This is a genomic window from Paraburkholderia sp. CI2, assembly GCF_014201055.1.
GTDB classification, from domain to species: Bacteria; Pseudomonadota; Gammaproteobacteria; order Burkholderiales; family Burkholderiaceae; genus Paraburkholderia; species Paraburkholderia tuberum.
In genome coordinates, this window is the sequence record NZ_JACHDL010000014.1 from 129,846 (window position 1) to 144,478 (window position 14,633).

Annotated in this window: 8 protein-coding genes; 2 read left to right on the forward strand and 6 right to left on the reverse strand. The window is 66.7% G+C overall.

Annotated elements, in window-relative coordinates; translation table 11 throughout:
- Positions 1-81 precede the first annotated feature (81 nt).
- From uvrA to HDG32_RS20160, 3 genes are all read right to left on the reverse strand, one after another.
- Positions 82-6,030, reverse strand: a complete 5,949-nt coding sequence (gene uvrA / locus HDG32_RS20150) for an excinuclease ABC subunit UvrA (RefSeq protein WP_184070132.1) — start codon at positions 6,028-6,030, stop codon at positions 82-84.
- Positions 6,031-6,251: 221 nt separating this feature from the next.
- Positions 6,252-7,766, reverse strand: coding sequence for an amino acid racemase (locus HDG32_RS20155; RefSeq protein WP_184070134.1), 1,515 nt, complete (start codon positions 7,764-7,766; stop codon positions 6,252-6,254).
- Positions 7,767-7,903: 137 nt separating this feature from the next.
- Entirely contained in the window at positions 7,904-8,794 is an 891-nt protein-coding gene (locus HDG32_RS20160; RefSeq protein WP_184070136.1) for a LysR family transcriptional regulator, read from the reverse strand.
- A gap of 118 nt (positions 8,795-8,912) precedes the next feature.
- On the opposite strand from HDG32_RS20160, the gene HDG32_RS20165 reads away from it, so the two are divergent.
- The gene (locus HDG32_RS20165) at positions 8,913-9,656 is read left to right on the forward strand and encodes an SDR family oxidoreductase (protein WP_184070138.1); all 744 of its coding nucleotides are present in this window, start codon (positions 8,913-8,915) and stop codon (positions 9,654-9,656) included.
- 84 nt (positions 9,657-9,740) lie between these two features.
- Here the strand turns inward: HDG32_RS20165 and HDG32_RS20170 are convergent, their stop codons facing one another.
- The 3 genes from HDG32_RS20170 to HDG32_RS20180 form a co-directional block, all read right to left on the reverse strand.
- Positions 9,741-10,766, reverse strand: coding sequence for an aldo/keto reductase (locus tag HDG32_RS20170; protein ID WP_184070140.1), 1,026 nt, complete (start codon positions 10,764-10,766; stop codon positions 9,741-9,743).
- A 68-nt stretch (positions 10,767-10,834) separates the two neighbouring features.
- Positions 10,835-12,574, reverse strand: a complete 1,740-nt coding sequence (locus HDG32_RS20175; protein ID WP_184070142.1) for a tetratricopeptide repeat protein — start codon at positions 12,572-12,574, stop codon at positions 10,835-10,837.
- A 110-nt stretch (positions 12,575-12,684) separates the two neighbouring features.
- Positions 12,685-13,260 carry a DUF4142 domain-containing protein gene (locus HDG32_RS20180; protein ID WP_184070144.1) on the reverse strand — a complete coding sequence of 192 codons (576 nt, stop codon included), beginning with the start codon at positions 13,258-13,260 and terminating at the stop codon, positions 12,685-12,687.
- Positions 13,261-13,608: 348 nt separating this feature from the next.
- On the opposite strand from HDG32_RS20180, the gene HDG32_RS20185 reads away from it, so the two are divergent.
- Positions 13,609-14,601, forward strand: coding sequence for a chemotaxis protein (locus tag HDG32_RS20185; protein ID WP_184070146.1), 993 nt, complete (start codon positions 13,609-13,611; stop codon positions 14,599-14,601).
- Positions 14,602-14,633 lie beyond the last annotated feature (32 nt).

Below are 14,633 nucleotides of genomic sequence, written 5' to 3' on the forward strand. Positions count from 1 at the left end.
CGTCTGGGAATGCGAGCAAACAGTCGGCTGGGGAACGGCATCGGGGCGCGCAACGGCCGCGCCACCGCTCGTCACCGTGCCTCAGCCATTCGTCCCTTCGCCGGCCAGCGTCGACGTAGCGGCCGTGCGCGCGAGCACCGGCCGCAGAGCCGCGCCCGTGTGACTCGCGGCCACGCGCGACAGGCTTTCCGGATCCGTTGCCGCAACGATCGTACCGCCGCCCACGCCGCCCTCCGGACCGAGGTCGATGATCCAGTCCGCCTCGGCGATCACGTCGAGATCGTGCTCGATGACGACGACGCTATGCCCGCCATCCACGAGCCGGTGCAGCACGCGAATCAGCTTCGCGACGTCCGCCATGTGCAGGCCAACCGTTGGCTCGTCGAGCACGTACAGCGTGTGCGGCGGCTTCTGGCCACGCCGCGTGATGTCGTCGCGCACCTTGCTCAGCTCGGTGACGAGCTTGATGCGCTGCGCCTCGCCGCCCGACAGCGTCGGCGACGGCTGGCCGAGCGTCAGATAGCCGAGCCCGACGTCTTTCATCAGTTGCAGCGGATGCCCAATGTTCGTAATCGACGCGAAGAACTCGACCGCTTCGTCGATTTCCATGGTCAGCACGTCGCCGATGTTCTTGCCGCGCCACGTGACCGCGAGTGTCTCCGGATTGAAGCGCTGGCCGTGGCAGACGTCGCACGGCACCTTCACGTCGGGCAGGAAGCTCATGCCGATCGTGCGCACGCCCTGGCCCTCGCATGCGGGGCAGCGGCCCTCGCCCGTGTTGAACGAGAAACGCGACGCGGTATAGCCGCGCGCGCGCGCCTCCAGCGTGCCCGCGAACAGCTTGCGGATCGCATCCCACACGCCGATGTAGGTGGCGGGACACGAACGCGGCGTCTTGCCGATCGGCGTCTGATCGACTTCCAGCACGCGGTCGATGCTTTCCCAGCCGGTGACCGAATCGCAGCCCTGCCATATATGCGTGACGTTCAGCGGCGCGCGCGGCGCCGAGCGCGCGAGCACGCTCGAACGCCGGTTCGCGGCCGGCTTCTCCTCGGCGGCCGCACGCGCGCGGCGCGTGGCCGGCGACGACAGCACCGAGCGCCCGACCGCATCGAGCAGATTGGTCATCAGCACGTCGCGCGCGAGCGTCGACTTGCCGGAGCCGCTGACGCCCGTCACCGCGACGAGCCGCGCGAGCGGAATGCCGACCGTCACGTCGCGCAGGTTATGCAGCTTGCCGCCATGCACGGTCAGCCAGTTCTCCGGCACCGCGGCCGCACGCTTGCCCGGCGCGACGACCTCGCGGCGCGGCTGCAGCGGATGCACGATCGGCTGTGCGAGGAAACGCCCGGTCAGCGAATCGGGCTGTGCGGACAGGTCCGCGACGCTGCCCTGCGCGATTAGCGTGCCGCCGCGCTTGCCCGCGCCCGGCCCGATATCGATGATGTGATCCGCGCGCCGGATCGTATCTTCGTCATGCTCGACGACGACGAGCGTATTGCCCTTGTCGCCGAGCTTGCGCAGCGCGTTCAGCAGAATCTGGTTGTCGCGCGGATGCAGACCGATGGTCGGCTCGTCGAGCACGTAACACACGCCCTGCAGATTGCTGCCGAGCTGCGCGGCGAGCCGGATGCGCTGCGCTTCGCCGCCCGACAAACTCGGCGCCGCGCGATCGAGGCTCAGATAGCCGAGCCCGACTTCTTCGAGGAACTGCAGCCGGCTGCCGATTTCGCTGACCACGTCGCGCGCGATCTCGGCGTCGCGGCCCGTCATCCGCAGCGTGTCGATCCACGCGCGCGTGTCGGACACGGTCCATTGCGCGACGTCGACGATCGCCTGCGAGTCGAACGTGACCGCGCGCGCGACCGGATTCAGACGCGTGCCCGCGCAATCCGGACACGGCTCGTCGACGAGTCCTTCCGGTTCCTGCTCCTCCGAGGGCAGGCTCTGCTCGCGACCGCGATTGTCGTCGACGACGATCGTGTCGTCGTACGCGGCCCGCTGCTCGCGCGTCAGCGACAGTCCCGTGCCGACGCAGCTCGTGCACCAGCCATGCTTGCTGTTGTACGAGAACATGCGCGGGTCGAGCTCGGGGTAGCTCGTGCCGCACACCGGACACGCGCGCTTCGTCGACAGCACCTTCACGTCGCCGAGCTTCGCGGTGGACTCGCCGCCGTTGAGCGCGTCGTGCAGACCGTCGAGCGGCGCGAGCAGATGCATGATGCCTTTACCGATGTCGAGCGTCTGATCGAGCGCTTCGCGCAGCTCCGCTTCGTGATCGGCCGAGATGACGAGGTCAGCGACCGGCAGCTCGATCGTGTGCTCGCGGAAACGATCGAGCTTCGGCCACGGATCGACCGGCACGAACTCGCCGTCCACACGCAGATGCGTATTGCCGCGCGCTTTTGCCCATTTCGCGAGGTCCGTATAGACGCCCTTGCGGTTCACGACGAGCGGCGCGAGGAAGCCGACATGCTGGCCCTTGTGATCGCGCAGCAACTGCGCCGCGATCGATTCGGCGCTTTGCGACGTGACCGGCGTGCCGTCGTGAATGCAGTGCTGCAAGCCGAGCTTCACGTACAGCAGACGCAGGAAGTGCCACACCTCCGAGGTCGTGGCGACGGTACTCTTGCGACCGCCGCGCGAGAGCCGCTGCTCGATCGCGACGGTCGGTGGAATGCCATACACCGCGTCGACTTCGGGCCGTCCGGCCGGCTGCACGATCGAGCGGGCATACGCGTTCAGCGATTCGAGGTAGCGCCGCTGACCTTCGTGGAACAGGATGTCGAACGCGAGCGTCGATTTGCCCGAGCCCGACACGCCGGTGATTACGTTGAACTTGCCATGCGGAATGTCGACGTCGAGCGCCTTCAGGTTGTGCTCGCGCGCGTTGACGATGCGCACCACGTCCTCGCCTTCGATCGCGCGACGTGCGCGGGCCGCGCTCAGGGCCTTCTGCAGCGGGATGCCCTGGGGCTCCGCCGCGGTTGCGGTGTCCATCGCGCGGTCGTATTGCAGCAACGCCTCGCCGGTATGCGATTCGGCGCACGCTTTCACTTCGTCCGGCGTGCCCGCGCACAACACGCGGCCACCGCCGTCGCCGCCTTCGGGACCGAGGTCGATGATCCAGTCGGCCGCGCGGATCACGTCGAGATTGTGCTCGATCACGATCAGCGAATGACCGCTCGCGAGCAGCTTGCCGAACGCCTGCATCAGCTTCGCGATGTCGTCGAAATGCAGACCCGTGGTCGGTTCGTCGAACATGAACAGACGCTTCGCGATCACCTGCTTCGCGCCGCGTGCGCCGCGCGCCTGTGCCGATTCCGCAAGAAAGCCCGCGAGCTTGAGCCGCTGCGCCTCGCCGCCCGACAGCGTCGGCACGGGCTGGCCGAGCTTCACGTATTCGAGCCCGACGTCGACGATCGGCTGCAGCACGCGCAATACTTCGGCGTCCTGCGCGAAGTACGCGGCAGCCTCGCTGACGGTCAGTTCGAGCACGTCGGCAATGCTCAACCCGCGTACCGGCTGGTCGCGCTCGATCTTCACCTCCAGAATTTCCGCGCGATAACGGCGCCCGTCGCAATCGGGGCAGCGCAGGTACACGTCGGAGAGGAACTGCATTTCGATGTGCTCGAACCCCGAGCCGCCACAGGTCGGGCAGCGGCCATCGCCCGAATTGAAGCTGAACATGCCGGGGCCGTAGCCGCGCTGTTGCGCGAGCGGTGCCTTCGCGAACAGCTTGCGGATTTCGTCGAACGCGCCGACGTAGCTGGCCGGATTCGAGCGTGCGGTCTTGCCGATCGGCGACTGGTCGACGAACACGACGTCGGTGACCTGGTCCGCGCCGTTCAGCGCCTTGAACGCGCCCGGCGCTTCGGTGGCGAGCCCGAAGTGGCGCGCCATCGCCGGATACAGCACGTCCTGCAGCAGCGTCGATTTGCCGGAACCCGACACGCCGGTCACGCAGACGAGCCGCTGCAATGGAATTTCGACCGTGACGTCGCGCAGATTGTGCTCGCTCGCACCTTCGAGCACGATGCGCGGCGTGCTCGCGTCGACCGCGCGACGCGACCAGTGCGCGGCATCCGCGACATGGCGCCGGCCGCCGAGGTACTCGCCGGTCAGCGTGCCGGTCGAGCGAATCGCCTCGGGCGCGCCGTCGAAAATGATCGAGCCGCCGCGCTCGCCCGGTCCCGGACCCATGTCGATGAGCCGGTCCGCCGCGAGCATCACCGACGGATCATGCTCGACCACGACCAGCGTATTGCCCGCGTCGCGCAGCCGGTGCATCGCTTCGACGATGCGATTCAGGTCGCGCGGGTGCAGGCCGATGCTCGGCTCGTCGAGCACGAACAGCGTCTTGGTCAGCGACGTGCCGAGCGCGGTGGTCAGGTTGATACGCTGCACCTCGCCGCCCGACAGCGTGCGGCTTTGCCTGTCGAGCGTCAGATAGCCGAGACCGACGTCGCATAGATACTTGAGGCGCGTGCGCACTTCGGCGAGCAGCAGCTTCAGCGCGTCGTCGAGCAACGCGCTCGGCAGCGTGATGTCGTCGAAGAAGCGGCGGATGCGCTCGATCGGCATCAGCATGAGATCGTGCACGGTCAGGCCCGGCAACGCTTCGAGCTGCGCGCGCGACCACTTCACGCCGCGCGGCATGAAGCGCTGCGCGGGCGCGAGCACGTCGTTCGCATTGGCCTTGCTGCCGAGGCGCCACAGCAGCGATTCGGTTTTCAGACGCGCGCCGCCGCAGGTTTCGCACGGCGTGTAGCTGCGGTATTTCGACAGCAGCACGCGGATATGCATCTTGTACGCCTTCGATTCGAGATAGTCGAAGAAGCGTTTGACGCCGTACCAATGCGTCTGCCACTTGCCGTTCCAGTCCGGCGAGCCGTTGATGACCCAGCTGCGTTCGCGCTCGCTGAGCTCGCCCCACGGCGTGTCGCGGCGGATGTCGGCTTTCGCCGCGTAGCGCATCAGGTCGTCCTGGCACTCCTTCCACGCGGGCGTCTGCATCGGCTTGACCGCACCTTCGCGCAGCGTCTTGCGCGCGTCGGGGATCACGAGACCGAGGTCGACGCCGATCACGCGGCCAAAACCGCGGCAGGCATCACAAGCGCCATAGGCCGAGTTGAACGAGAACAGCGCGGGCTGCGGATCGGCATAGCGCAGATCGCTTTCGGGGCTGTGCAAGCCGGTGGAGAAACGCCAGATGCGCGGCTCGGCGGCTTCGGCCTGCGGCTCGTCCGAGGTAGCCGGCAGCACGTAAATATTGACGCGCCCGCCGCCGCGCTTCAGCGATGCCTCGATCGCCTCGATCGCGCGTGCTTTATCCACCGAGCGCAGCCGGAAGCGGTCGGCGACGACGTCGAGCAACTTGCGCTTGCCGGTCGGCGAATCGACTTCGCGCTGCGCCTGCACGCGCGTATAGCCGCTCGCCGACAACCACTGCTCGACCTCCTGCGCGGACGCCGACTCCGGCAGCTCGACCGGGAACGTGACGACGAGCCGCGGCTCCTCCTGCGCGGTGCGCTCGAGCAGTTCCGCGTAGATCGTCTCCGGCGTGTCGTGCCGCACCAGATACGCGCTCTGGCGGTCGAACAGCTCGGCCGCGCGCGCGTACAGCAGCTTCAGGTGATCGTTGAGCTCGGTCATCGTGCCGACCGTGGAGCGCGAGCTGCGCACCGGGTTGGTCTGGTCGATCGCGATGGCGGGCGGCACGCCGTCGACGCGGTCGACCTGCGGCCGATCCATCCGGTCGAGGAACTGGCGCGCGTACGCGCTGAAGGTTTCGACGTAGCGGCGCTGGCCTTCCGCATACAGCGTGTCGAACACGAGGCTCGACTTGCCCGAGCCCGACGGCCCCGTGACGACCGTCATTTCGCCGGTGCGCACGTCGAGGTCGACATTTTTCAGGTTGTGCTGGCGGGCGCCGCGAATGCGGATCGTGCCCTGGATCTTGTTGCCGCTCGGGTTGCCGCCTTGGGGAGTGTCAGCGAGGGTGTCAAGGGTTGCGTCGTTGGAGGACAATTTTTCCGACCGTCTGAAGGAGTGGGTCACCTCTCACGGCCGGCTCTCGCGACCGCGCAAGTTCGGTGCAGCCGGGTCGGCGCGAGGAGCGCCCGGAAGCCTGGCTGTAGGGGGATACTATACTGTATGTTTATACAGTTTTCCATGGCGGGCTCGGGCGCGCATTGACCTCTGGATCGGCGGCGAGGCGCAAACGGCTGCGCCGCGGTCACGCCACCCGACTAGCCGAGCGCGCTTTCAACCCGCGAGCACCCGGCCGCCTGCCGCGTCGCGCAACCCGCCGGTGTGCCACGTGCGACACCGTCGCCAAGCGCATACGCAACGCAGCGCCGCGCCAGCACCTCGGTCGGATCGACGAGCCGCACCACGCGCCCGCCCGGACACGCGAGCACCGGTTCGCGCAGCAGCAACGGTAACTCCGTGCACGCGAGCACGATCACCTGCACGCCCTGCGCGACCAGATCGTCGACAGCCGCCGCGAGGTCGTCGCAACAGTCGCCCGACGTGTGCCCCGCCTTCACGCCGCGCGGGCCGTAGATCGCGTTCATCAGACGCGCTTGCGCAGTGGCGGACGGCGCGATCTGCACCAGGCCGCGCGCGTCGAGCGCCTGTTCGTAGACGCGGCTCGCGAGCGTGCCCGAGGTGGCCAGCACGCCCACTTCGCGCAGACCCGGAACGGTCTCGCGCAGATAATCGGCGGTACAGGTCAGCATATTGACGATCGGCACGCGCAGCGCCGGCTGGAGCCGCTCGACGAACGCATGCGCGGTATTGCACGGAATCGCGATCAGATCCGCGCCGCCGTCCTCGAGCGTCTTGCAGGCCGCGTACAGCGCGAGGGTGGGATCGTCGCCGCGCTCGAGCAGCGCCGCGGTGCGGTCGGGGATCTGCGGATTCTGCTCGACCATGATCCGGATATGGTCCTGGTCGCGCGCGGCCGGCGTGTTGCGCACGACCTTGGCCATGAAATCGACGGTCGCGGCCGGCCCGATGCCGCCGACCACGCCGAGGCGGAACGCCCGCTCCGGCTGCGTGTACTGCGCCGCCGCGACATAGCGCGCATACACCTGGTTCGTATCGACGAGCGGCACCTCGATGCGCCCGAGCGCGCGCAGCACGAGGCCGATCTCCGCGAGCCCCGGCACGATCAGGTCGACGCCCTGCGCGACCAGATCCGCGCACGCCGCACGCAACAGCTCGACGGGCCGCCCGTGCAGGCGCCCATCGCGGATGCCCCCGACACCAAGGACGGCGCTCGTCACGCCGTCGAAATCGGTGTCGTTGCGCGGATAGCACACGTCGAACCGCCCGGCTTCGAAGTAGCGCTCGAACAGGCCGTTCGCGCGAATCGCCGCCGACGTCAGCACGCCGATTCGGCGCGCCGACGGATAGGTGCGCCGCACGTGCGCGGACAGCGCGGTCATGATGTTGGCGACCGGCACGCTGACGTTGGCCGCGAGTTCGTCGATGAAGGTGTGGCTCAGAAAGCATGGCAGCACGATCACGTCGACGCCGCGTTTTTCGAACGCGCGCATCGTGTCGAACACGTGGATCTTGAACTGCGGGTCCGTCGCCTCGGGCGCGGCGGGCCCCTGCCACGCGCGCGGTTCGAAAATCAGATCGAAGGGGCGCGCGGCGCCTGGCCGGCGCGACGCCGTGCTCATCCGGCTGAGGATGTCGGCACTGGCGAACTGCGCCGCGCCCGTCGCCACACCCAGCGAACGAAAACGATTCATGATCAGATCCCCCGGTCGTTCTGTGCGTCCACCCTCGATCACGGGCGGCTTTCTGCGCGCTTGAGAATGACATTATGCGAGGCGCACATGTCCAGGCGTTAACCACGAAAACGCATTCCTTTGCGTTTTTCGCTCCCTCAGCTCACCGGCTCGAAAATCTCCCGCAGCCACTGCGCGAACACCCGCACGCGCGACGACAACTGCCGGTTCTGCGGATATAGCACCGACACCGGCATCGGCGGCGGCGGATAGTCCGCCAGAATGACCCGCAGCCGCCCCGCAGCCAACTCGCCATCCACGCGGTAACGCGGTACCTGCACGATGCCGAGCCCGGCGAGGGCCGCGCCCGTGTACAGTTCGGCGCCGCTGACCGACACCGCCGACGGCAGCACGAGCGCGGCGTCCCGCCCGTCGACACGGAATTCGAGCGGCACCGGCTTGCCGGTCGCGCTCGACACGTAGTTGACCGCGCGATGCGTCGACAGCGCGTCAGGATCGGCCGGCTCGCCATACGCGGCCAGATACGCGGGACTCGCGACCGTCACCTGCTGCAGTTGCGCGACGCGCCGCCCGACCATCGACGAATCCTGCAGCACGCCCGCGCGCAGCACGCAATCGATGCCCTCGCGCACGAGGTCGACGAGCCGGTCGTCCTCGCCGATCATCAGCTCGATGTCGGGAAAGCGCGCGAGAAACGCGGGCAGCGCCGGCACCACGAAGTGCCGCGCGAGCGTGCCCTGCACGTTCACGCGCAACAGCCCCTTCGGCGCGAGATTGGAAAACGCCCCCTCGGCCTCCTCCATATCGGCGATCAGGCGCACGCAGCGCTGGTAGTGCGCTTCACCGTCGGGCGTGAGCCGCACCGTGCGGGTCGTGCGTTCGAGCAACCGCGCGCCGAGCCGCTGCTCGAGGCGCTTCATCAGGTTGGTGACGGTCGCGCGCGGAATTTGCAGATCGTCGGCGGCGCGCGTGAAGCTCTGGCGCTCGGCGATCCGCACGAATACGCGCATTTCCTCGAAACGGTCCATATCGGCTGATTATTAAAGCAAATGGAATGATGATGGCGAGTCTAACCGGATTATCTCTGCGCGCAAAGCGTTCATGATTCACCTCACCGATCCACCACCTTCTATGAGGAAACCAATCATGAGCACGAACCCACAACCGAAAGTCGCCATCGTCACGGGCGCATCGCGCGGCATCGGCACGGCGATCGCACAGCGGCTCGCGAACGACGGCTACGCGGTCGCCGTCAACTACGCAGCGAGCGCGGGCGAAGCCGACGCGCTCGTCGGCGCGATCCGCGAAGCTGGCGGCAAGGCGGTCGCGGTGCAAGCCGACGTGTCGAAGCCCGGCGACGTACGTCGCATGTTCGAAATCACCGAACGCGAACTCGGCAAGGTGGATGTGCTCGTCAACAACGCGGGCGTGATGAAGCCCACGCCGCTCGCCGACACGCCCGACGCACTTTACGACCAAGCCTTCGACATCAACGTGCGCGGCACCTTCAACACGCTGCGCGAAGCGGCCGCGCGCCTGAACGACGGCGGGCGCATCGTCAATTTCTCGACCAGCGTGCTCGCGCTGAACCTGCCCGGCTATGGCATCTACACGGCAACCAAGGCAGCCGTCGAAGCGTTCACGCGTGTGTTCGCGAAGGAACTGCGCGGGCGCAACATCACAGTGAATGCGGTCGCGCCGGGACCGATCGCGACCGCGCTGTTCCTCGAAGGCAAGACCGACGAGCAGATCGAGACGTTCGCGAAGATGCCGCCGCTGCAACGCCTCGGCGAGCCGGAAGACGTGGCGGGCGTGGTCGCGTTTCTGGTCGGCCCGGATGCGGGTTGGGTCAATGGGCAGGTATTGCGAGCCAATGGCGGTTTGGCTTGATGGGATGCGCTAGTCCAGCGTGCGGCCGCGCTGGACCAGCGCATTGCGCCGGCTGCGGCGCCTGGAACGTGGTCGAGCCGCCGCTCAAACCGCCTTTGGATTGCGTTCCGCGAAGCCTTCCTGATGCCAGTACGGATACGCGGGCCGCACCGTGCTGGCCGCATCGAGCTTCGCGACCTGCTCCGGCGTCAGATTCCAGCCGACCGCGCCGAGGTTCTGCCGCAGTTGCTCCTCGTTGCGCGCGCCGATCAACAGCGTCGCGACGGTCGGCCGTTGCAGCAGCCAGTTCAGCGCGATCTGCGGCACGGTCTTGCCGGTTTCGGCGGCAATTTCGTCGAGCGCGTCGAGCACGCGGAACAGATAGTCTTCCGGCACCGGCGGCCCCATGTCGGCGGTCTTGTGCAGACGGCTCGTCTCCGGCAGCGGCTGGCCGCGCTTGAGCTTGCCGGTCAAGCGCCCCCAACCGAGCGGACTCCACACCACCGCACCGACGCCCTGGTCGACACCGAGCGGCATCAGCTCCCACTCGTAGTCGCGCCCGACCAGCGAGTAGTAGGTCTGATTCGCGACATAGCGCGGATAGCCGTAACGGTCGGCGATATCGAGCGACTTCATCAGATGCCAGCCGGAGAAATTCGACACGCCGATATAGCGGATCTTGCCCGCGCGCACGAGGTCGTCGAGCGTGGACAGCACTTCGGGGATCGGCGTTTTCGCGTCGAAGCCGTGCAGCTGGAACAGGTCGATGTAATCGGTTTGCAGACGCTTGAGCGCTGAATCGACCGCCTGGATCAGATGGAAGCGCGACGAGCCGACGCCGTTCGGATCGTCGTCGAAACGAAACGTCGCCTTGGTCGACAGGATCGCCTTGTCGCGCTTGCCCTTCAGCGCCTCGCCGAGCACCGACTCGGACGCGCCCTTCGAATAGATGTCGGCGGTGTCGAACATCGTGACGCCCGCGTCGAAGCAGATGTCGATCAGACGCCGCGCTTCGGCGACGTCGGTCGCGCCCCACGCCTCAAAAAATTCACCCTTGCCGCCGAACGTACCGGTGCCGAGACTCAGCACCGGCACCTTGAAACCCGATGCACCCAGATGTCTGTATTCCATTGAAGAACTCTCCGTGGCATTGCCATCGATGAACGGAGGTTCAGTCTACGCGTGTCCGCCCAAAGGCGTCACGAAGGCGGGGCGCTCAGATCCCCCAATGCATCGCGCACGGCATCGATCACGCCGCCCCAATCGCCGAGCGCCGGTTGACGGAACAGACGTGCGGACGGATACCACGGCGTGTCGCTGCGTTCGAGCAACCAGCGCCAGCAGGTGTCGAAGCGGTTCAGGATCCAGACGGGTTTGTCGAGCGCGCCGGCCAGATGCGCGGTGGACGTGTCGACCGAAATCACCAGATCGAGACTGGCGACGAGCGCGGCGGTATCGGCGAAATCGTGCAGCAGCCCGGTGTAATCGGCGACGCGTTCACCGTAGGCGCTTTCGGCTAATTGCGGTGCGGCCGCGCCCTTCTGCACGCTGAAGAAGCGAACGTTCGGCACCTCGAGGAGCGGCGCGAGTTGCTCGAACGTGAGCGACCGACGCGCGTCGATCTTGCGCAGCTCGGCGATCTGCGCGCGGTTCTCGCCGGCCCAGACGAGGCCGACTTTCAGCGGCCTGATTGCGTCGGCATCCGCGTTGATGTTGCCGTCGTGTTCGATCCGCTCACGCCATTCGCTGACGGCCGCCGGCTGCGCAAAAAGATACGGCGTCGCCGCCGGAATGCTCGCTTCGTTCGTGCCGAACGCAAGCGGCAAGCTCAGCAGCGGGCAATGACAATCGAACGGCGGCAACGGCTGCCCCGCTTCGATCAACTGATCGACACCATCGAGCGTCGACAGCAATCGCAACAACGCGCCCGGCACTTCGAGCACGACCTTCGCGCCGAGCTTCGCAACGAGCGGCGCATAGCGGCAGAACTGCAACGTGTCGCCCAGGCCCTGCTCCGCATGCAGCAGAATCGTTTTGCCGTCGAGCGGAACATCGCCGAGCCACAACGGCTGCACGAACGCGCGCCTGCCGGCCTTGATGCGGCTGCGCTCCCAACGCCATTCGTATTCGCGCCAGCCGGTATCGAAGCGGCCCATTTGCAGCAGGCACAGCGCCTGGTTCCAGTGCGTTTCGACCGACGCCGGATTCAACGCAAGCGCGCGCTGATAGCTCGACAACGCCTGTTCGCGCTGATTCAGATCGATCTGAGCGAGACCGAGGTTGTTCCATGCATCGACGAAAGCAGGCGCAAGTTCCAGCGCGCGTTGGTAGCAGTGTTGTGCTTCGTGCGGCTGGTTCAGATCGCCGAGCACGTTGCCGCGATTGCTCCACGCATCCGGATAGTTCGGCTGCAACGCGAGCGCCTGGTCGCAGCTATCGAGCGCATCGGCATAGCGGCCGAGATCGCGCAGCACGCATGCGCGATTGTTCCACGCCGGCGCAAACTCCGGCACGAGCGAAAGCGCGCGTTCGTAGCTCGCGAGCGCATCGAGCGGACGGTTCAGCGCCGCCAATGCGTTGCCACGATTGTTCAACGCATCGGCGAATTTCGGCTGCATCGCGAGCGCCCGCTCGGCACACGCGAGCGCTTCGTCATGACGCTGCAACGCGTTCAGCGCATAGGCGAGATTCGAATGCACGGCCGGCTGTCTCGCGTTGACCACGAGCGCCTTCTTCAGCAGATCGACGCCTTCCTGCAAGCGGCCCGTTTGCAGCGCGAGTTCGCCGAGCCAGCGCAACGCATCGCCATGCTTCGGCTTCAGTTCGAGTATCTCGCGATACATCTCTTCGGCTTCGACGAGCGCGCCGTTCTGCTGGAGCGCGACGGCTTGTCGAAGCAGATGGTCCAACTGTTGCGGCAGACTGGCGTGCTTGCTCATGCGGTACCTGGAATCGGAGGCGCGAAGAATCGTCGGAAGAAGCGCACGATTATCGCCGAAAAGCCCGGGTTCGAAGTACCGCCGCCTGCCGCGTAGCGACGTGACGCCGCTTATTGCGCGGCCACGGACAGATGCTTGCGCTTCGCGAGATCCTGCGCCATCGCATAGTGCTGCTGGATCGTCGGCAGCGCCTGTTTCGCGGCGGCCTTCAACTGCTCGTCGCGGCCCGCTGCGATTTCCGCCTGGAAAGCGGACAGCGCCTTCTGTTCACCCGCGAGCGCGACCTGCTCGATGTACACCTTGTCGAAGTCCGCGCCGCGCAGATGGTTGATGCTTGCGAGCGCGGCCGCATCGGGATCGTTCTTCGGCACGTCGACACCGCGCGGACTCGCCGCGCGCAACGCGTCGGTGATCCTGGCGTCGTCGCTCGACACGCGCTCGGCGAAGGCCTTCACGTCGCGGTCGGCCGAACGCGCGGTGGCGATACGCGCGGCATCGCGCTGCGTCGCGACGGCTTGCGTGCCGTCCGCGATGAAGGTCTGGTCGGCGGCATGCAGGCGGCCCGTGTCCGTGGACGCGGCGCTCTGCGCGCTGGCCACCGAGGCGGCCGTCAGAAGACCACCGAAGCAGGCAACGGCGGCGATGCGGGCCAAAGCGACGGAAGGGACGGAAGGCAGGCGGATCATACGTTCTCCTTGAGGTGAAAGCATCTGAAAGCAAAACGACGGACACGTGTGCGCCGCGAACGAAGCGCGCGATGCAAAACGCTGCGGACTGCTTGCGAGCCCAGCGCGACGCCACGCTTTTATCGCTGCCGATTCTAGAAGCCACGCCGTCGGGCAGGTGAAACGCTGCTGTCGCTTCTGTAACCTTAGGTAACCCTCATATGAATGCGCACACGTTTGCCGTATTCGCGTGAATCGCGCGCCGCTCGACGCTGCCACGCAGTGCTGGATTTTTCGCCATCGGCGCCGATAACCAGATACAGGCACGCTCAGCACCGCTCAGCACCGCAATTCTGGAGAACGATTCCGATGGCAGACGACCACCGTGCCAATCACGAGCGCCACACCGAACGCAGCAACCTGACGAGCTCCAACAAGTTCGAGCTGCTGCTATACCGCCTCGGCCACGTGCCGGGCAGCGACGCGCACGAGTTGTATGGGATCAACGTGTTCAAGGTGCGCGAAATCTCGACGATGCCGACCGTCACGCCGATCGCCGGATCGTCGCCTTACGTGATGGGCGCGGTCGACATTCGCGGGCAGATCATCCCCGTGATCGATCTGCCGCGGTTGATGGGCTGCGAGCCGACGCGCGGCCTGAACATCCTGCTGGTCACCGAATTCGCGCGTTCGACGCAGGCCTTCGCGGTCGAGGAAGTCGACGACATCGTGCGACTCGAATGGAACCAGGTGCTGTCGGCCGATGGCTCGGCGGGCGGCAAGCTCGTCACGAGCATCGCGCGCATCGACGGCAATACCGGCGACTCGCGGCTCGCCCAGGTGATCGACGTCGAGCAGGTGTTGCGCGACGTGTTCCCGTCGCAGCATCCGAGCGTCGATCCGGCCTCGGTCGGCCAGGCGCTCGGCATCCGCCGCGGCGCGAAGATCCTCGCCGCCGACGACTCCGGCTTCGCGCGCAAGCTGATCGAACAGGCGCTCGCCGCGATCGGCGCTGACTACATCATGACGAAGACCGGCGACGAAGCGTGGCAGACGCTGCAGCAGGTCGCGCGCGAAGCGCAGAAAAACGGCGCGCGCGCGAAAGACACCATCGCGCTCGTATTGACCGATCTGGAGATGCCGGAGATGGACGGCTTCATGCTGACGCGCCAGATCAAGGCCGATGAACGCACGCGCGATATTCCGGTGATCATTCACTCGTCGCTGACGGGCGCGGCCAATGAGGCGCATGTGAAGAACGCGGGCGCCAACGGCTATGTCGCGAAGTTCGCGGCGAGCGAGCTCGCCGATGCGATCCGTGATGCGCTGGGTGCCGCGCCGGCGAAGGCGGCGGCGGCTTGAGGTCTGGGGTGTCGAGCAGTGAATCGGGTCGC

Coding starts and splice junctions, on each gene's coding strand:
- HDG32_RS20155 (WP_184070134.1), bottom strand. CDS start 7,766: ATGAATCGTTTTCGTTCGCTGGGTGTGGCGACGGGCGCGGCGCAGTTC.
- HDG32_RS20160 (WP_184070136.1), bottom strand. CDS start 8,794: ATGGACCGTTTCGAGGAAATGCGCGTATTCGTGCGGATCGCCGAGCGC.
- HDG32_RS20165 (WP_184070138.1), top strand. CDS start 8,913: ATGAGCACGAACCCACAACCGAAAGTCGCCATCGTCACGGGCGCATCG.
- HDG32_RS20170 (WP_184070140.1), bottom strand. CDS start 10,766: ATGGAATACAGACATCTGGGTGCATCGGGTTTCAAGGTGCCGGTGCTG.
- HDG32_RS20175 (WP_184070142.1), bottom strand. CDS start 12,574: ATGAGCAAGCACGCCAGTCTGCCGCAACAGTTGGACCATCTGCTTCGA.
- HDG32_RS20180 (WP_184070144.1), bottom strand. CDS start 13,260: ATGATCCGCCTGCCTTCCGTCCCTTCCGTCGCTTTGGCCCGCATCGCC.
- HDG32_RS20185 (WP_184070146.1), top strand. CDS start 13,609: ATGGCAGACGACCACCGTGCCAATCACGAGCGCCACACCGAACGCAGC.